The 17,664-nt window shown below is 60.4% G+C and carries 19 protein-coding genes; 7 read left to right on the forward strand and 12 right to left on the reverse strand.

The window, feature by feature from the left end:
* Positions 1-9: 9 nt before the first annotated feature.
* Positions 10-450 carry a hypothetical protein gene (locus tag ACIONG_RS20860; protein ID WP_315445644.1) on the reverse strand — a complete coding sequence of 147 codons (441 nt, stop codon included), beginning with the start codon at positions 448-450 and terminating at the stop codon, positions 10-12.
* 110 nt (positions 451-560) lie between these two features.
* Positions 561-2,183, reverse strand: coding sequence for a methyl-accepting chemotaxis protein (locus ACIONG_RS20865; protein ID WP_213026367.1), 1,623 nt, complete (start codon positions 2,181-2,183; stop codon positions 561-563).
* A 277-nt stretch (positions 2,184-2,460) separates the two neighbouring features.
* On the opposite strand from ACIONG_RS20865, the gene ACIONG_RS20870 reads away from it, so the two are divergent.
* Complete coding sequence (locus ACIONG_RS20870; protein WP_166219057.1) at positions 2,461-3,483, forward strand: transporter; 1,023 nt, start codon at positions 2,461-2,463, stop codon at positions 3,481-3,483.
* A gap of 226 nt (positions 3,484-3,709) precedes the next feature.
* Positions 3,710-5,323: an inorganic phosphate transporter gene (locus tag ACIONG_RS20875; protein ID WP_401302454.1), complete on the forward strand. Its 1,614-nt coding sequence runs from the start codon at positions 3,710-3,712 to the stop codon at positions 5,321-5,323.
* A 119-nt stretch (positions 5,324-5,442) separates the two neighbouring features.
* Here ACIONG_RS20875 and ACIONG_RS20880 read toward each other — a convergent pair whose 3' ends face one another.
* Complete coding sequence (locus ACIONG_RS20880; RefSeq protein WP_103304034.1) at positions 5,443-6,339, reverse strand: LysR family transcriptional regulator; 897 nt, start codon at positions 6,337-6,339, stop codon at positions 5,443-5,445.
* A gap of 119 nt (positions 6,340-6,458) precedes the next feature.
* Between ACIONG_RS20880 and ACIONG_RS20885 the strand changes: the two genes are divergently transcribed.
* On the forward strand, positions 6,459-7,214 hold the full coding sequence (locus tag ACIONG_RS20885) for an SDR family NAD(P)-dependent oxidoreductase (protein WP_401302456.1): 756 nt from the start codon (positions 6,459-6,461) through the stop codon (positions 7,212-7,214).
* A gap of 154 nt (positions 7,215-7,368) precedes the next feature.
* On the opposite strand, the gene ACIONG_RS20890 is transcribed toward ACIONG_RS20885, so the two are convergent.
* Entirely contained in the window at positions 7,369-7,806 is a 438-nt protein-coding gene (locus ACIONG_RS20890) for a multidrug/biocide efflux PACE transporter (protein WP_213026370.1), read from the reverse strand.
* 89 nt (positions 7,807-7,895) lie between these two features.
* Between ACIONG_RS20890 and ACIONG_RS20895 the strand changes: the two genes are divergently transcribed.
* Entirely contained in the window at positions 7,896-8,750 is an 855-nt protein-coding gene (locus ACIONG_RS20895; RefSeq protein WP_103304031.1) for a LysR family transcriptional regulator, read from the forward strand.
* A 106-nt stretch (positions 8,751-8,856) separates the two neighbouring features.
* On the opposite strand, the gene ACIONG_RS20900 is transcribed toward ACIONG_RS20895, so the two are convergent.
* The 3 genes from ACIONG_RS20900 to ACIONG_RS20910 are packed head-to-tail and all read right to left on the reverse strand — an operon-like array spanning position 8,857 to position 10,889.
* Positions 8,857-10,086 carry an RNA polymerase sigma factor gene (locus tag ACIONG_RS20900; protein ID WP_401302458.1) on the reverse strand — a complete coding sequence of 410 codons (1,230 nt, stop codon included), beginning with the start codon at positions 10,084-10,086 and terminating at the stop codon, positions 8,857-8,859.
* Positions 10,079-10,423: a YciI family protein gene (locus ACIONG_RS20905; RefSeq protein ID WP_008081988.1), complete on the reverse strand. Its 345-nt coding sequence runs from the start codon at positions 10,421-10,423 to the stop codon at positions 10,079-10,081. Before ACIONG_RS20905 ends, ACIONG_RS20900 begins: the two co-directional genes overlap by 8 nt.
* 40 nt (positions 10,424-10,463) lie before the next feature.
* A complete protein-coding gene (locus tag ACIONG_RS20910; RefSeq protein WP_103304028.1) occupies positions 10,464-10,889 on the reverse strand; it encodes an SgcJ/EcaC family oxidoreductase in 426 nt (141 codons plus the stop codon).
* Positions 10,890-11,029: 140 nt separating this feature from the next.
* Between ACIONG_RS20910 and ACIONG_RS20915 the strand changes: the two genes are divergently transcribed.
* Both ACIONG_RS20915 and ACIONG_RS20920 read left to right on the forward strand, forming a co-directional pair.
* The gene (locus ACIONG_RS20915; protein WP_103304027.1) at positions 11,030-11,515 is read left to right on the forward strand and encodes an N-acetyltransferase; all 486 of its coding nucleotides are present in this window, start codon (positions 11,030-11,032) and stop codon (positions 11,513-11,515) included.
* Positions 11,516-11,534: 19 nt separating this feature from the next.
* Entirely contained in the window at positions 11,535-12,140 is a 606-nt protein-coding gene (locus ACIONG_RS20920) for a pyridoxamine 5'-phosphate oxidase family protein (protein WP_401302459.1), read from the forward strand.
* Between the two features lie 152 nt (positions 12,141-12,292).
* Here the strand turns inward: ACIONG_RS20920 and ACIONG_RS20925 are convergent, their stop codons facing one another.
* The 3 genes from ACIONG_RS20925 to ACIONG_RS20935 all read right to left on the reverse strand — a co-directional run bounded on the left by ACIONG_RS20925 (position 12,293) and on the right by ACIONG_RS20935 (position 14,319).
* Positions 12,293-12,781: a GNAT family N-acetyltransferase gene (locus ACIONG_RS20925; RefSeq protein WP_103304025.1), complete on the reverse strand. Its 489-nt coding sequence runs from the start codon at positions 12,779-12,781 to the stop codon at positions 12,293-12,295.
* A gap of 310 nt (positions 12,782-13,091) precedes the next feature.
* Entirely contained in the window at positions 13,092-13,589 is a 498-nt protein-coding gene (locus ACIONG_RS20930) for a GyrI-like domain-containing protein (protein ID WP_103304024.1), read from the reverse strand.
* A gap of 67 nt (positions 13,590-13,656) precedes the next feature.
* The gene (locus ACIONG_RS20935) at positions 13,657-14,319 is read right to left on the reverse strand and encodes a LysE family translocator (RefSeq protein WP_401302462.1); all 663 of its coding nucleotides are present in this window, start codon (positions 14,317-14,319) and stop codon (positions 13,657-13,659) included.
* A gap of 138 nt (positions 14,320-14,457) precedes the next feature.
* Between ACIONG_RS20935 and alaC the strand changes: the two genes are divergently transcribed.
* Positions 14,458-15,675 (forward strand): alanine transaminase, encoded by a 1,218-nt coding sequence (gene alaC, locus ACIONG_RS20940; protein ID WP_064588850.1) that lies wholly within the window; start codon positions 14,458-14,460, stop codon positions 15,673-15,675.
* Between the two features lie 165 nt (positions 15,676-15,840).
* Here the strand turns inward: alaC and ACIONG_RS20945 are convergent, their stop codons facing one another.
* On the reverse strand, positions 15,841-17,196 hold the full coding sequence (locus ACIONG_RS20945) for a GntP family permease (RefSeq protein WP_103304020.1): 1,356 nt from the start codon (positions 17,194-17,196) through the stop codon (positions 15,841-15,843).
* 82 nt (positions 17,197-17,278) lie between these two features.
* Positions 17,279-17,664 (reverse strand): gluconokinase (locus ACIONG_RS20950; protein ID WP_401302464.1); only part of this gene is annotated, 386 nt, incomplete at its 5' end.

The raw sequence follows: 17,664 nt of genomic DNA on the forward strand, positions 1-17,664 counted from the left end.
CTGCAGGGTTTACGCCGAAGTGCTGACCAGCGAACCCGAGGTGCTTGAATCGGTATCCTGCAACGCCTGCAACAATGAGGCTGTTGCGGTGGACAGGGAGGCGGAAGTGGCAGTGATTTGCGCCTGAGCCGCCGCCACTTCAGTCGCCTTGGCATCCGCGCTTTCCTGTTTCGCCTGCGCCGCTTGCAACGCTTGCTGCTGTTCCTGCAATTGCTTCTGCAGTTCGGCAATCTGCTTGCGCAGTTCTTTCACCGTGTCCGATTCATCGCTGCTGCTGGAACTGCTATCGCCAGAAGGCGCAGCGCCGCCCGCCGCTTTCGGTGCATCGCTGGCGGCGCCAGTGCTGGCGACTGCGCTGGTGGAGTTTTCTTCACTGGTGTCGCTGACTGCGGCTTTGCTGGCCGAGGTAGCGACGGGCTGAGTGATCGAAACGGATGTGATGCTGACCATGGGAAGGCTCCAATGCCGGTTATGAATAACCGGTCATCGTCGGTGGTCAGCTCAACTTGAGATCGACTGTGTACCGATTCGGTATCCGAACCGGTACACATTCAATCGCGTCAGGCACTGAGGCGCGCGGTGACTTCGTTCAGTTGCCCGGACAGACCATGCAGGTTCTGGCTGGCGCTTTCGGTGCGCTGGACGTTGTCGAGGTTGGTGCTGGCGATCGAGGTGATTTCGGTCAGGTTGCGCGAAATATCTTCGGCCACCGACGTCTGTTCTTCTGCCGCCGTCGCGATCTGGCGGTTCATGTCGCGAATCGCCTCCACGGCGTGGGTGATGCGCTCCAGCATCGCGCCCGCCTGAGTCACTTGCTCGACGCTTTCGTCGCTGCGGGTCTGCCCGCTGTCGATGGCTTGGGCCGCGTCCACCGCGCCGGTCTGCACACTCTGGATGATCTGATTGATCTCGATGATCGACTCCGCCGTACGCTGCGCCAGATTGCGCACTTCGTCAGCGACCACGGCAAAACCACGCCCGGCCTCACCCGCCCGCGCCGCTTCAATCGCCGCGTTGAGCGCCAGCAGATTGGTCTGCTCGGCAATGCCGCGAATCACTTCCAGCACCTTGCCGATGCGCCCGCTGTCAGCTTCCAGACGACGGATCACCGTGGCGGTGTTGGCGATTTCGCCGCGCATCTGGGTGATGCTGTGGATAGTGCTCTGCATGACCTTTTCACCCTGTTGGGCGGACTGGTCGGCATCGTCGGCGGCCCGCGCTGCGTCGGCGGCGTGACGTGCCACTTCCTGGGCGGTGGCGGACATTTCGTTCATCGCCGTGGCCACTTGATCGGTGCGGTTGAACTGCTCGTTGGTGCCGCCGGCCATGGTTGTGGCGATCGCATTCAACTCGCCGCTGGCGCTGTCCAGATCACTGGCGCTGCGCTGCAAACGGGCGAAGGTGTCGGCGAGGAAATCGCGCAGGGTGTTGGCGGCTGCGGCGAGGTTGCCGAGTTCATCCTGGCGGTCGCTGACCACGCGTTCGGCGAGTTTGCCGCGGCTCAGTTGAGTGACGTAGTCAATCAGTTTGCGGATCGGTTCGACCAGGTTGCGATTGACCAGCCACAGGCTCAGCAGGCCAATCAGCAGGCCCGAAGCAAGCATTACCAACAACCCGAGCCATACGGTGCGATCGGCCTCGGCACTGATCTGCACCGACTGTTCGGTGCCCTGCTTGCGCAGTTCGCTGACCAGTTCGCTCATCTGATCGCTGGCCGCACGGTCGACGCCTTTGACGGCGGTGTCGCCCGCCGTTGGATCGCCACCGGCAGCGACGTAGGCATCGCGGCCCTTCTGGTAGGCGCTGCCTAGCTGGCGATGCTCTTCGCGCAAACGCTCGATGCGGTTTTTCAGGCTCGGCTCGATGCCCTTCTGGCTGGCCAGTTCACCAAGGATGTTCTGCACATCGCGCTGACGATCCTCGAACTGGCCCCAATACTTGGCCAGGTCTGCCGGTTGCTTGCCGCGCAGCAGCACGTTTTTCCATTCCTGTACCTGCACCTTGAATTGCAGGTTGGCCTCGTCGATAAGTTGCGAGGTGTGCAACGGGCCAGCGATCAACTGACTGTAGCTCTGCACGCCGTTGGACAGGAAATGGAAACAGGCCAGCGCGATCAACAGCATCGCCAGCAGGCTGCCGCTCAGCAGGGCGAGAATTTGCGCTCTCAGGGATTTTTGCAGCATCGCAAGATACTCAGGACAGGGATGAGGCACGCCCGGTGAGGCGTGGGATTTTGCCGGACATCCATGTCGGCGAGCCTTGGCTGATGGCCAAGCGCGCGCAACGTAACCTAAGCGTGATCGGCGTGCCAGAGCGCTTCTTGAAGAAAATCCGACCGCCGGTAAGACATTGATCTGACGTCATTTTTCAGTCACACAAGTGTCATGTGCGCTTGCGATGATCCGGCTCAGTGAACCTGCCATTCCCGCGATCGACGCGCCCTCTTCGCAGCGAGCCTTCATGAACCACAGCCTCGATACCAGCCATCGCGATCCTGACCTGTTTGGCTTGCTCTACGGTTTCCGTTTCCTGCCCGGTGAGCGTGGCCGCGAAGTCGATTCGGCGACGGCTCTGCGTTGTTTGCAGGACGACAGCGACAGCGGTGAATTCCTCTGGCTGCACCTGAACCTGGCGCACGCTGCCTGTGAGCGCTGGATGAAAAGTCATCTGCAACTGCCCGAAGAATTTTTCGAGGCGCTGCACGAAGGCTCGCGTTCGACGCGCATCGAGCATGTCGATTCGGCGTTGCTGGCGGTGGTCAACGACGTGGTGTTCAACCTCAGCAGCATGGTTTCCTCGGACGTCTCGACGCTGTGGGTCTGCGTGCGCAGCAAGTTGATTGTCAGCGCGCGCCTGCAACCGTTGCACTCGGTGGACAAACTGCGCTCGTCGGTGAAGGCCGGCGAGCGCTTTCGTTCGCCGTCGGAACTGCTCGTGCACTTGCTGCGCGATCAGGGCGAAGTGCTGACGCAGATCGTGCGCAAGACCAGCCTGAGCGTCGATCAGGTCGAGGATGAATTGCTCTCCTCGCGGCTGTCGACCAACCGCGCCGAACTCGGCGCCAACCGCCGGGTGCTGGTGCGCTTGCAGCGGCTGCTGGCGCTGGAGCCGGGTTCCTTATTGCGCCTGCTCAATCGTCCGCCGCCGTGGTTGCAGAAGGAGGACGTCAAGGAGCTGCGCAAATCCACCGAGGAGTTCGCACTGATCATCAACGACCTCACCGCCCTCGGCGAGCGGATCAAACTGCTGCAGGAAGAGATCGCCGCCAACCTCAACGAACAGAGCAACCGCACGCTGTTCACCCTGACCGTGGTGACGGTGCTGGCGCTGCCGATCAACATCATTGCCGGTTTTTTCGGGATGAATGTCGGAGGGGTGCCGCTGTCGCAGGATCCGGAGGGGTTCTGGATATTGGTGGCGCTGGTGGCGACGTTTACAGTGATTGCCGGGCGCTGGGCGTTTCGTAAACGCGGCGATTACTGACGTCTCCACACGCTCGTTCCCACGCTCTGCGTGGGAATGCATCAAGTGACGCTCTGCGTCACAGGGACGCGGAGCGTCCCGGGCGGCATTCCCACGCAGAGCGTGGGAACGAGCAGTAGACCGACGGCAGGGCTATACATCCAAACACTGATCTGCCGCAGTCTCTCTGTAATATTTAGCAACGATCATGGGCGACACTCCTTCCCTCGCTCAGGATTGTCCGCTCATGGCTACTCCCTCCCTGACCACCCGCCAGGCGTCCGCCCCCAGCGGCAGGCCGGCTCTGGACAAGAAAACCGGCCCGTTCACCTACGTGATCTTTTTCGCCGTGCTGGCGATGAGGATGCTGTTCACCGCCTACAGCCTGATGCACGACATGCACGAACTGGGCACGGTGGTCACCACCTGGACGCCATTCCTGCTGCTCGGCGTGGCGCTGCTGATTGCGCTGGGCTTCGAGTTCGTCAACGGTTTCCACGACACCGCCAACGCCGTCGCCACGGTGATTTACACCCACTCGTTGCCGCCGAATGTGGCCGTGGTCTGGTCGGGGTTCTTCAACTTTCTCGGGGTGCTGCTCTCAAGCGGCGCGGTGGCGTTCGGCATTATCGCTTTGCTGCCGGTGGAGTTGATTCTGCAGGTGGGTTCGTCGGCCGGTTTCGCAATGATTTTCGCCCTGCTGATCGCCGCGATTCTGTGGAACCTCGGCACCTGGTGGCTGGGCTTGCCGGCCTCGTCTTCGCACACCTTGATCGGCTCGATCATCGGCGTCGGCGTGGCCAATGCCTTGATGCACGGACGCGACGGCACCAGCGGCGTCGATTGGGCGCAGGCAACCAAGATCGGTTACGCCCTGCTGCTGTCGCCACTGGTGGGTTTCGGTTGCGCGGCGCTGTTGCTGCTGGCGCTGCGCGCCTTCGTGAAGAACCGTTCGCTGTACAAAGCTCCGGAAGGCAACACCCCGCCGCCGTGGTGGATTCGCGGTTTGCTGATCCTCACCTGCACCGGCGTGTCTTTCGCCCACGGCTCCAATGATGGCCAGAAGGGCATGGGCCTGATCATGCTGATTCTGGTCGGCACCTTGCCGATGGCCTACGCATTGAACCGCACCATGCCAGAAGAGCAATCGTTGCAGTTCGCCGCCGTCGCGCAAGTCACCCAGCAAGCGCTGGTGAAGAGTGCGCCGCTGCCGACACCGGCCGATCCCCGCGCAGTGCTCTCCGATTACGTGCGCAGCAAGGAAGCCACGCCGCAGCTGATCCCCGCCCTCGCCGCCCTCACCGGGCACATCGGCGAAGAAGTCAAAGGCTACGGCTCGCTGGCGAAAGTTCCGGCTGAGGCCATGGGCAACGTGCGTAACGACATGTACCTGGCCAGCGAAAGCATTCGCCTGATGGACAAGAACAAGGTCGGTAACTTCGACGCTGACACCAGCAGCAAGCTGCAGCTGTTCAAGCAGCAGATCGACAACGCCACGCGGTTTATTCCGCTGTGGGTGAAGATCGCCGTGGCCATCGCTCTGGGGTTGGGCACCATGGTCGGCTGGAAGCGGATTGTGGTGACGGTGGGTGAAAAAATCGGCAAGACCCACCTGACTTACGCTCAGGGCGCGTCGGCGGAAACCGTGGCGATGCTGACCATTGGCGCCGCCGATATGTTCGGCTTGCCGGTGTCGACCACCCATGTGTTGTCCTCGGGCGTGGCCGGGACCATGGTCGCCAATGGCGGCGGCTTGCAGATGAAGACCATCCGCAATTTGCTGATGGCCTGGGTCCTGACCTTGCCGGCGGCGATCCTGCTGTCGGGCAGCCTCTACTGGCTGTTCACCCAGATTTTCTGAACAAGGAAAATCCCTGTGGGAGCGGGCTTGCCCGCGATTGCGGTGTATCAGCTAAATCAATGCTGAATGTGCCGGCGCCATCGCGGGCAAGCCCGCTCCCACAGTGTTCCGGGTGTCGATCAGAGAGCGGAGCGAATCACATCGCCCAGCCAATCCATGAACACCCGCACCCGCAGCGGCAAATGCCGTTGCCGCGCATACAACAATGAAACCCCCATCGCCGGCGCATTGAACTGCGGCAGCACCGCCACCAACTCGCCGGTTTGCAGATATGAGTGCAGGCCGGTATTGGGCACCTGCACAATCCCGAAGCCGCCCAGACACGCCGACTCATAAGCATCGGTGCTGTTGACCGTCACACTGCCGGCCATCGGTACGCGGCGGGTCTGTCCCGCCTCCTCATAGACAAACCCTTCCGAACGCGAGCCCAACACACCGACGTAATGCACCAGCCGATGCTGCGCCAGATCCTCAAGTGTCTGCGGCACGCCATATCGTTCAAGGTAAGCAGGGCTGGCGCAGTTGATCATGTTGACGTCGCACAGATGCCGCGCCACCACTGACTGGTCCGGCTGCGCGCCGACGCGCAGCACGCAATCGAAACCTTCGCTGAGCAGGTCGACGCGGCGGTCGGTGCTGCTGATTTCCATCTCCAGATTGGGATGGCGATCGATGAATTGCGGCAGCCGTGGCATCACCACGCGCCGGGCGAGAATGTTCGGCATATCGACACGAATGCGACCGGTCAGTGAGGCCTCGTCCTGACGAAACAAGCCTTCGATCTCGTCCATGTGCGACAGCAGATCCTTGCTGCGCTCGTACAACACTAGCCCGTCCTGCGTCGCTTGCACCTTACGCGTGGTGCGTTGTAACAGCCGTGTGCCGAGCAAGGCTTCCAGTGCCTGCACATGTTCGGACACCGTGGAGCGCGGCAGGCCAAGGTTTTCTCCGGCGAGGGTGAAGCTCGATAACTCGCTGACCCGGACGAAGGTGCGCAGCAATTCCAGTTTGTTCATGGGCCACCTGTTGATTGTTCGGATTAACCGACCAGTGATTCCGCTTTCAGCCTGTTTATCACCTCGGGGCGGATAAATAAACTTTGATCCATCTACTCCACTGCACCCGAGGAAGTCCCATGAACCGCAAAATCGCATTGATCACCGGCGCCAGTCGTGGCCTGGGCAAAAACGCCGCACTGCACCTCGCCGCCCAGGGCGTGGACATCATCGGCACCTACAACAGCCGCGCCGATGAAGCCCAGGCGCTGGAGAGCGAAATCGCTGCACTCGGCGGCAAAGCCGTGATGCTGCAACTGGATGTCGGCCGCAGCGAAGGCTTCGCCGATTTCGCCGCGCGAGTCGAACAGGCGCTGCAGCAGTTTGATCGTCAGCGCTTCGATTTCCTGATCAACAATGCCGGGATTGGCGTACATGCACTGTTTGCCGAGACCACGCCAGAGCAGTTCGACCTGCTGATGAACATTCAGTTGAAAGGACCGTTTTTCCTGACCCAGCAACTGCTGCCGCTGATCAACGACGGCGGGCGGATCATCAACATCTCCAGCGGCCTGACCCGCTTCAGCCTGCCGGGTTACGGCGCCTACGCAGCGATGAAGGGTGCGATGGAAGTGCTGACCCGATACCAGGCCAAGGAGCTGGGCGCGCGGCAGATCGGCGTGAACATTCTGGCGCCGGGGGCGATCGAGACGGACTTTGGTGGCGGCGCGGTGCGCGACAATTCGGCATTGAACGCGATGGTTGCCAGCAACACGGCGCTGGGCCGGGCCGGTCAGCCGGATGACATTGGCGGGGCGTTGGCGCTGCTGTTGTCGGACGGTGGGCAGTGGATCAACGGCCAGCGGGTTGAGGCATCCGGCGGGATGTTCCTCTAACTTATCCAGCGCGGTGATACCTCTGTGGCGAGGGGATTTATCCCCGATGGACTGCGCAGCAGGCCCCTCCTTTCTGGATCAAAAGAAGGGCCGCTACGCGCCCCATCGGGGATAAATCCCCTCACCACAGGTTTTACATTCGCCACAGGTTTAGTTAACCCTCACAGGCGTGGCGGGTCATCAAGCGCTCACGCAGCACGTCATAGCCCCAGTGATACACGTAGGTGTACGGCAGGAAGAACAACAGCACACCAACGTCGAGCAAAAACGCCTGCCACAGACTGACCGACAGCCACCACGCAATCAACGGCACGCCCATCACGATCAAACCACCCTCGAACAGCAACGCGTGCACCACCCGCACCCAAGCGTTGTGCGCGATGTTCATGCGCTCAAGCATGCGGTCGAAGAAGCGGTTGAACACCACGTTCCAGGCCAGCGCCAGCAACGCGATCAACACCGTCACCGCGCCCATGTCGAGCAGCGGTTTTTGCATGATCCACGCCAGCAGCGGCGTACAGATAATGATCGCCAGCAGCTCGAAACCGATGGCCTGGAAGATACGTTCAGTGAGGGACTTGTTGGCAGTCATGGCCTGACTCCTTGAGTGAAGATGGTTGCCATGATCTGCCCTCACACCGATACTTCATAACCAATAACCATCGATCAAGGCGATAGTTCATGGCCTCCCAAGAAGTGCTGTTGGCGTTTGTCCAGGCGGCAACCCAAGGTTCGTTTTCCGCAGCGGCACGCAAACTGGGGCGCAGTCAGTCGACCATCAGTGCGGCAGTGGCGAGTCTGGAAATTGATCTGGACCTTGTGCTGTTCGACCGCAGCAGCCGCAAACCGACCCTGACCCCGGCCGGTCACGTCATGCTGCAGCGAGCCGAGGCGATTCTCGCGGCCAACAGCCGTCTGGAAATGACTGCGCGGCAATTGTCCCAGGGCGTCGAGCCGAAACTGACGGTGGCGCTGTCCGACACCTACCAATCGGCGCGTTTCGAAGCGGCGCTGATGGAGTTCGAGCAGCGTTATCCGGATCTGGAGCTGGAATGCCTGATTGCCGAGTGCGATGACTTGATCGAGCTGGTCCAGCGCGGCCGGGCGCATCTGGCCTTTGCCGAAATGCAGGATATTTATCCGCCAGACCTGGTGACATCGACCGTCGCCGAGCGCACTGATATCGCCTTGTTTGTCAGCCCTGAGCATCCGCTGACGACACTGGAAAACATCGATCAAACCATCCTGGAACAACATCGAGAACTGCGCCTGGCGACGATCATCAATCCGTACGACAGTCGCGCAAAAGGCCGTGTGTGGTCGGCGCCGAGCTACCTGATGCTGATGGAAATGGCCGAAATGGGTTTCGGCTGGGCACCGCTGCCGCGTTGGCTGGTGGAGCGTTTCGGCAATGACACGCTGGTGGAATTGAACGTGCGCGGCTGGCCGAAACCGGTGTTTGTCGATGCGCTGTGGTCGCGGCTGTACCCACCGGGACCGGCGGGGAGCTGGTTGCTGAGCAAGATGTTGGAATAGGGGTGACCCCATTCGCGAGCAGGCTCGCTCCCACAGGAGAATGCATTCCAAATGTGGGAGCGAGCCTGCTCGCGAAAGGGTCGGCACTGCCATTGAAGGTTTCGGATCAATCCAATTGCGACAGGCGCGCCTCGATAAATCGCCGCTCGGGCTCTTGTCGGGTTAATTCCAAAGCGCGGAGGTATGCCGCCCGCGCCTCCTCCACCCTGCCCAACTGCCGACAAAACTCCGCCCGCGCCGAATGCGCCAGGTGGTAATCCTGCAGTTCACCGCGATCCAGAATCCCTTCGATCAATCGCAACCCGGCCAGCGCCCCATCACGCTTGGCCACTGCCACCGCCCTGTTCAACTCGATCACCGGCGACGGCACCGCCCGCAGCAGCACGTCATACAGCCCGACGATCTCTTGCCAATCCGTCTCTGCGGCCGTTGGCGCTTCGGCATGCACTGCCGCAATCGCCGCTTGCAAACAGTACGGCCCGAACCGCCGCGTAGTCAGCGCCCGTTCCACCAGCGCACAACCTTCGGCGATCAGCTCGGCATCCCACTGCGCGCGATCCTGATCATCCAGCAGCACCAGTTCACCACTGGGCGAGGTACGCGCCGGCCGTCTCGACTCATGCAACAGCATCAGCGCCAGAAGCCCCATCACCTCCGGTTCCGGCAACAACTCCATCAATAACCGCCCCAGCCGGATCGCTTCGCGGGTCAGCTCCTCACGCGTCACTTCCGCGCCCATCGACGCCGAATAACCCTCGTTGAACACCAGATAAATCACCCGCAACACACTGTCGAGGCGTTCGGGCAATTCGCTCAGGCTCGGAACCTGATAGGGGATCTTCGCGTCACGAATCTTCGCTTTCGCCCGCACGATGCGCTGGGCGATCGCCGCCGGTGCCGAGAGAAACGCCCGGGCGATTTCTTCGGTGGTCAGGTCGCAGACTTCACGCAAGGTCAGCGGCACTTGCGCATCCGCCGCCAGCGCCGGGTGACAGCAAGTGAAGATCAGCCGCAGACGATCGTCTTCCACGTCTTCGCCACTCCAGTCGGCCTGCTCCAACGCTTCAAGTTGCGCCAGCAACAACGGTTGCGAAGCCTTGAAGCGCGCCCGTCGGCGCAACACATCAATCGCCTTGAAGCGCCCGGTGGACACCAGCCAGGTGCGCGGGTTGTCGGGTACGCCGTCGCGCTGCCAGCGCTCGACCGCGACGAAGAACGCCTCATGCAAGGCTTCTTCGGCGAGGTCGAAATCGCCGAGCAGGCGAATCAGCGTCGCCAGGATCCGCCGCGATTCTTCGCGGTAGACCTGCTCGACCCGCGCCCGGACCTCAGACATTCAACTGCCGCACGGGGCGCACTTCGACGCTGCCGACTCGCGCTGCCGGGATATTGCCGGCCACCTGAATCGCTTCGTTGAGATCCTTGGCATCGATCAGGTAGAACCCCGCCAACTGCTCCTTGGTTTCAGCGAACGGACCGTCGGTGATCGACAGTTTGCCGTTACGCATGCGCACCGTGGTGGCGGTCTGCACCGACTCCAGCGCTTCGGCCGCGACCATCCGCCCGCTGCCCTGAATCGACTCGGCGTAGGCCCAGCATTCGGCGTCTTCCGGGCTGTCGGGCGATGAATGCAGCAGGCGCTCATCGCTGTAGACCAGGCATAGATATTTCATGGCGTTCTCCTGATTCGAACGGATCAACTATGGCTGAAGATCAGGGTTGCACATCAAACAGGGTGGCGCCGCTCATCGGATCGAACGGCGCCGACCAGTGCTCGTGGACGATCCGCCACTGCCCACTGACTTGCCGATAGCAGGCGGTGACGCGCATCCAGCAGCTTTGGGTTTCGCCTTTGTCATTGGTGCCGCCGCAATTGGCCACCCAGTGGGCGAAAGCGATGTTGTCGGCGCTCTCGATGGCGATTTCGTGGAATTCGAAAATGTGCGGGCCGGGGCACATTTCCATGCAGGCCACCCAGTGCGCGCGGTAGGCCGGTTTGCCCTTGAATTGCAGGGCCTTGATCGCATCGAAAGAAACGATGTCGTCGGCGTACAGCGCCATGACCTTTTCCACATCCTTGGTCATGACCGCTTCGCGGTAGGTATTGATCAGGGTCTGGATTTCGCTTTGTGCGCTCATGGTGTTCTCCGTGTTTTTGTTGTGAAGACACCTTTAGTCGTTCGGCCATTGGACAGATCGACAGACGAAACAAAAAATTTCCGCCGAAGACAAAATCGCTAGAATCCGAGACTCATCTTTGTAGGAAAAAGGAAATTCCCGTGTCAGCCCAACTCGTGCCGTACGACAGCCTGAACGCTTTACAGCGACAGCAGGTCGAGGCGATTGAGATCCACCCCGAGCAAATCAAGTTCTCCGGCGACATTCATGGCGCCCTGCACACTTTGCTGTCGAAACCCGGCCCTGGCGTGAAAGGCTTTGCGCTGTTGGCTGAGGAAGTGCCGGTGGCATTTCTGTTGCTCAAGCGCCCGCCTGTGTTACCCGCCTGGGCCGACGAACACAGCGCCACACTGCATGCGTTGCAGGTCGATCATCGCGCCCAGGGCAAAGGCTACGGCAAGGCCTGTCTGCAAGCGCTACCGCACGTTGCGCGCGAGGCATGGCCAGAGATCAAGGGGCTGGAATTGTCGGTGGACGCCGACAACGAGGCGGCGATCGCGCTGTACGCCAAATACGGTTTCGTCGACAGCGGCGAAGCGTACAAAGGTCGAATCGGTTACGAGCGGCGCATGGGAATGTTTTTTTAAGTCATCAAGGGGATGCACGATGATCGATTCAATCGAAGCACTGGAAGCTATTTACGGATTGCCGCACGAACGTGCGGTGCGCAAGCAGATCACCTTTCTCAACGACGACTATCAGGCGATGGTGCGCGTCTCGCCCTTGGTGGTGGTCAGCTCGGTCGGCGCCGATGGCCTCGACAATTCACCCCGTGGCGATGCGCCGGGGTTTGTGCGCATTATCGACGAACGCACCCTGGCCCTGCCGGACCGCCCAGGCAATAACCGCATCGATACCTTGCGCAATGTGCTGCACGATCCACGGGTGTCGCTGCTGTTCATCATTCCGGGGATTGGCGAGACCTTGCGAGTCAATGGCACGGCGCAGATCAGTGCTGATCCTGAGTTGCTGGAAAGCTTTGCAGTGAATGGCAAACCGGCGAAAACCGTGTTGCTGGTAACAGTGGAAGCGGCGTTTTTCCATTGTTCGAAAGCGTTTGTGCGCTCGGATGCGTGGAACCCCGAGACCCACCTGCCGCGATCGGCGTTGCCCTCTGCCGGCGCTTTTCACAAGCGATTGAATGACGGCCAGTTTGATGCGGATAGCTACGACCGCGAAGCGCCAAAAAGGGTACTCGACACGCTCTACTAAACGCTGAACTACAAACAACGCAGAACCCTGTGGGAGCTGGCTTGCCAGCGATGGCGTCGGCACATCAAAACATTGGTGTCGACTGACCAACCGCTATCGCTGGCAAGCCAGCTCCCACAGGTTATGTGTTGCCACAGGTTATGTGTGATGTCTTACAGAGTCAGGATCATCTCGTGCCACGCCATGCCGCCGTGGTCGGACTCCGAGGGTTTGATGTAGGCGAAGCCAAACCCGGCATACAGCGGAATGTGCTTTTCCTTGCACATCAGGTGAATGGTCGCCTTGTCCATCCCGCGCATGCGGTCGATGAACTCGGCCATCAAGCGCTTGGCCAGGCCCTGGCCCTGATAATCCGGGTGCACCACCACCGACATGATCACCACGTTCGGCCCCGCCGGATCGTGGCCAATCAATTCCTTGAACGCCTCGTCCGACATCTGCACATCAAACGCCGCTCCCGAGTTGACGAAACCGGCGACCACGCCATCCACTTCGGCCACGATAAAGCCCTCGGGCCAGGTGGCAATGCGCGTGGCGATCTTTTCGCGGGTGGCGGCTTCGTCGCCTTCATAGGCAACGGTTTCGATGGCGTAGCAGCGGTCCAGGTCGGCAGCGGTGACGTTGCGAATGACGGTGTTCATGGCAGCTCGGAAATCAGCGGAAAAAGTGCGCCCAGCTTAAAGGAATAAGGTGTTCATATCGATCCGTGCGGGCAGCGTAAAGCCTGCGTATAAGCGCTTTTCTTCAGGTCCATGGGCGGCTATTGCTGTGGGGTGTCTCTGATTACCCTTGGGGGAAACCGTTTATGAGCAGCGTTGAAATCGGTCTGTTGATGGTGTTGGGCATCAGTACGTTCGGCTTTATCACCTTGGGCATCGACCTGTTGCGGGCGCGCCGTAAACAGCGGTGAAAGCATGAGGCGGATCATTGATCCGCCTCATTGTTGTGTGCTCAGGCTCTTTTGCTGTCGACCGGCACGCAGATTTCCAGCTTGCCGGTGTGCAGCTTCGGATTGAAATCGGCGCTGTAGCGTTCCAGCTCCGGGGCGTTGAGTTCCACGTAGTGGGAACTCGGCAGCCAGGTTTTGTAGATGTATTGCAGGGTCTGCGGCAACTGATCGAGCGGCCCTTTGTGTTCAAACACCGCGTACTGCCGAGGCAGCACTTCGACCCACTGGTAGACCTTCTGGTCGAGGTCATCGAGTTTGCTGATTTCCACCCCGGCGATGTAATCGAAGCCACCCTTGCCGTCGAAGTTGCTGCAAACCCCGTAGGTCACTTCGTTTTTTTGTCCCTGAATCTTCCCCAGGTGCGGCAAGAACTTTTCCCACAGCGCGGGAATGTCCTTTGCGGTGTCTTGGGTAAATCGACCGCGAAAACCTGCAATCAGCAGAAAGTGTCCATGTTCGAAGCGAGGTTCAGCCACTTCGACGCGTTTTTGCTCATCCATGACTCGACTCCTGGAACAGAAAAGGGGTTCGGCTGGGAGTATAGAAAGCCAAAACCAATTCGCACGATTACAGCGAATGCAACTGCTCGACGGCACCGGACCCGACAAACTCGTTATAACCCGATACGATCACGTACACCGCGAAATAGCAGAAGATCGCCGCAGATGCCATGTAGGAATAGCGCAACAGCTTGTCACCCAGCAGCTTGCCGCCGTGGCTCGCGGCGAAGCACAAACCGGCCGACCACAGCAGCCCCGCGCAGAGAAAACCACCAAGGAACAACGCCGAACTTAGGGGCCCGCCGCCACCGGAACGGGCGATCAGCGTGCCACCGACGGCGGCGAACCAGAGGATTGCGCTCGGTGAGGACATCGCGAGGAAGATCCCGCGAAAGAACTCCTTGCGATGGGAGTTATGCCCCACTTCGGCCGTCGCCGCCAACTGCGCCTCGTGATGGATCGCCGAATAAATCATCTTCGCCGCAAAGTAGATCAGCAGCGCCGAACCGCCGATCCACAGGACCCAGCGCACGCTTTCGTATTGCAGCAAAACGGTCATCCCGGCCAGCGCCAGCACCGCATAAATCAGATCACCAACGCAGGTGCCGAGGCCGAGCGCGAAGCCCTGAAAGTAACCACGCTGCATCGCCAAAGTGATCATTGCGATGTTGGCCACGCCAATGTCCAGGCACAGCGAAAGGCTCAGCAAGAAGCCGCTGGTGAATTCCATCTACCGATTTCCTTGGGAAAATTTGTTTACGCACAGGCTGGACAGTCTGCCATCACAGCCCTTATCTTCGCCAACAGGTCACCGCAGTGACCAGCGTCGCTCGGACGGTTCCGGGCGCTTACGTTATCCGAGGCAACAATGGCCGAACAAGGTTCGCCGCGCCGCTTTGCGCGCATAGATCGACTCCCCCCTTACGTTTTCAACATCACCGCCGAGCTGAAGATGGCCGCCAGGCGTCGTGGTGAAGACATCATCGACTTGAGCATGGGCAACCCCGACGGGGCCACGCCGCCGCACATTGTCGAAAAACTCGTACAGGTTGCACAGCGTGAAGACACCCACGGTTACTCCACGTCCAAGGGCATTCCGCGCCTGCGTCGGGCCATTTCCAACTGGTACAAGGAACGCTACGCGGTCGATATCGACCCGGAAAGCGAAGCCATTGTCACCATCGGTTCCAAGGAAGGCCTGGCGCATTTGATGCTGGCGACCCTGGATCAGGGCGATACGGTGCTGGTGCCAAACCCGAGTTATCCGATTCACATCTACGGTGCGGTGATTGCCGGCGCGCAGGTGCGTTCGGTGCCGTTAGTACCCGGTGTAGACTTCTTCGCCGAGCTGGAACGAGCGATTCGCGGCTCGATTCCGAAGCCGAAAATGATGATCCTCGGCTTCCCGTCCAACCCCACCGCGCAGTGCGTGGAGCTGGATTTCTTCGAACGGGTGATCGCCCTCGCCAAGCAATACGACGTGCTGGTGATTCATGATCTGGCCTACGCCGACATCGTCTACGACGGCTGGAAAGCCCCGTCGATCATGCAGGTGCCGGGCGCCAAGGACATCGCGGTGGAATTTTTCACCCTGTCCAAGAGCTACAACATGGCCGGCTGGCGCATCGGCTTCATGGTCGGCAATCCGGAACTGGTCAACGCTCTGGCGCGGATCAAGAGCTATCACGACTACGGCACCTTCACCCCGCTGCAAGTCGCGGCGATTGCTGCGTTGGAAGGCGATCAACAGTGCGTGCGCGATATCGCCGAGCAATATCGTCAGCGCCGCAACGTGCTGGTCAAAGGCCTGCATGAACTGGGCTGGATGGTCGAGAATCCAAAGGCGTCGATGTATGTCTGGGCGAAGATTCCCGAGGCGTATGCGCATCTGGGTTCGCTGGAGTTCGCCAAGAAGCTGCTGGCCGAGGCCAAGGTCTGCGTCTCGCCGGGGGTTGGCTTTGGTGAGTATGGCGACGATCACGTGCGTTTTGCGTTGATCGAAAACCAGGACCGGATTCGTCAGGCCGTGCGCGGGATTCGCGGGATGTTTCGGGCGGATGGCCTGGCCCCGAAAACCACTGGTTAACGCATGATCGTTCCCACGCTCCGCGTGGTAATGCAGCCCGGGACGCTCCGCGTCCCAAAGCGGACGCAAAGCGTCCATTGAGGCATTCCCACGCAGAGCGTGGGAACGATCCGCCCACAAAAAAACCGCATCGCTGCGGTTTTTTTGTGCCTGCGAAAGCGCCGCTTAAACGAACAGCGACAACAGCAGGATAAAGCCCAACGCGACGATGGAGAGGATGGTTTCCATCGCGGTCCAGGTCTTGAAGGTTTCAGCGACGGTCATGTTGAAGTACTGCTTCACCAACCAGAAACCGGCGTCGTTGACGTGGGACAGGATCAGCGAACCGGCACCCGTCGCGAGCACCAGCAGCTCACGGTTGACGCCCGGAATCATCCCCACCACCGGCACCACAATGCCTGCACCGGTAATGGTCGCAACGGTCGCCGAACCGGTTGCAATGCGGATCACCGCAGCTACCAGCCAAGCCAACAGAATCGGCGAGATCTGCGCGCTGACCGCCATGTGGCCGATCACGTCGCCCACGCCGCTGGTCACCAGCATCTGCTTGAAGCCGCCGCCGGCACCGATGATCAGAATGATCGCGGCGGTCGGCGCCAGGCTCGCGTCGAGCCACTTGAGCATCTGCTGAGAACCGATGCCCTGTTTGTGGCCAAAGGTGTACAGCGACAGCAGCAACGCCAGCAGCAGTGCCGAGATCGGGTGACCGATCATGTCCATCCAGGTGCGGAAGAAATGACCGTCCGGCAGCGCCACGTCAGCAAAGGTTTTCAGCAGCATCAGGAACACCGGCAGCAGCACAGTGATCAGGGTGATGCTGAAGCTCGGCAGTTTCGCCGAGTCATCGTTTTCACGGGCCAGTTGATCGACCAGTTCCTGGTTCGGGTGACCCGGAATGTGCTTGGCGATGAACGTACCGAAGATCGGACCGGCGATAATTGCCGTCGGCAGCGCGACGATCAGACCGTACAGAATGGTCTTGCCGATGTCGGCGCCGAACACGCCGATGGCCAGCAGCGGGCCCGGGTGCGGTGGCACCAGACCGTGCACGGCGGACAGGCCAGCGAGCAGCGGGATACCGATCTTGATGATCGACACACCGGTACGACGAGCGACGATGAACACCAGCGGAATCAGCAGGACAAAGCCGATTTCGAAGAACAACGGAATGCCCACCAGAAACGCGGCGAACATCATCGCCCACTGGACTTTGTCTTTACCGAACGCGCGAATCAGGGTCTGCGCGATCTGATCGGCGCCGCCAGACTCGGCCATCATTTTGCCGAGCATGGTGCCCAGCGCGAGGATGATGCCGACGAAGCCGAGCACGCCGCCGAAGCCGTCCTGAAACGCCTTGATGATCGTGCCGATCGGCATGCCGGACGTCAGGCCGAGGAACGCGGCCGCGATGGTCAGGGAGATAAATGGATGAATCTTGAACTTGGTGATCAGGATGATGAGTCCGATCACCGTCACTACTGCATCGAGCAGCAGGTAGGCGTCGTGGGACATGCCAAACATTGGGGGTGTCTCCTGGCTTGTTGTTGTTATTAAAGCGGGTTAAACAGAATTCGTGAGGACAGCGCTAGCTCTTTCAACACACTCATACCGCCTGCTTCAAACCGTGGGCCTGCCACCAGACATGAGCCTGGGACGCCAGTTCTTCAACGCTGTGGATCGAGGCATTCAACGCCAGGGTCAACGGCTCGCCCTTGGGCGATTCGAGGGTGGCGAACTGGCTTTCGATCAACGTGGCCGGCATGAAATGGCCCGGACGATGGGACACGCGGTCGGCCGCGACTTCAGGGGTCAGCTCAAGAAACACGAAGCCCAGGCCCGGCAAGGCGCTGCGCAACACTTCGCGATAACTGTGTTTAAGGGCCGAGCAGGTCAGCACCGGGTGTTCGCCCAGCGCATCGACGCGACGCAGTTCATCGCACAGGCTGTCGAGCCAGCCGGCACGGTCGTCGTCGTTCAGGGGGATCCCCG

Origin of the sequence: Pseudomonas sp. NPDC087817, assembly GCF_044742875.1 — a bacterium.
Classification (GTDB): domain Bacteria; phylum Pseudomonadota; class Gammaproteobacteria; order Pseudomonadales; family Pseudomonadaceae; genus Aquipseudomonas.